Annotated in this window: 1 protein-coding gene; it reads right to left on the bottom strand. The window is 39.6% G+C overall.

The features are described from left to right. Nucleotides 1–150: 150 nt before the first annotated feature. Nucleotides 151–723: transposase (locus tag ACTQ16_RS16695; protein WP_441938555.1), on the bottom strand; the 573-nt coding region annotated here is incomplete at its 5' end.

Raw genomic sequence — 723 nt, forward strand, 5'->3', positions numbered from 1 at the left:
TGTAGCAGTTCCCCAAAGTGGACACAAAAAATGATTATTAATTATTTATATTTTTAAAAGTACACATATCTATCAAATTTCGTTCCTTTTCATTTGCAAAAGTAGACAATCTCATCCATATTTGCAAGTTTTTCTTTATAAAAGTGAACATTATTCTTTATTTTTCTCATTTCCAGCCATTTTCTTCCGTTCTGTGACGAACTTCGGTGTTGCATTAGCCTCTCGCTTCCCAAAAGTGTCCTTTCTTGGAAGCTCCCCTTTATAAAACCTCTTCCTGTAATTATTTGGCGTATCATAGCCGATAGCATAACATGGTCTTTTCTCATTGTAATAATCCACGTATGCGTCCAAGGCCTCCTCGAACTCCTCTCTTGAATTACATGTCTCAATCTTGAAGTCTATGAACAATTCCTCTTTTATCCATCCGTTGAGGGATTCGTTCACAGGGTTGTCTGTAGGCTTTCCTGCCCTGGACATAGACCTCACAATCAACGTGTCCTTTATCAGCTCATTATAGGCGAGTGAAGCATACACGCTACCTTGGTCCGTATGAAGAACAGTTGGCTCATCTGTGCCCTTCAACAGGTTGATGACATCATTTAGCCCATCAATGTACTGGTCTCTATGTCCACGTCTCTCAGCCACATGCCACGTTAGGATTTCTTTCGTAAAGACATCGAAATACATGGTCAACTCAAAGAAGAACCAAGAGTATTTGATGAC

Origin of the sequence: Prevotella sp. LCP21S3_D2, assembly GCF_052118345.1 — a bacterium.
GTDB lineage: Bacteria > Bacteroidota > Bacteroidia > Bacteroidales > Bacteroidaceae > Prevotella.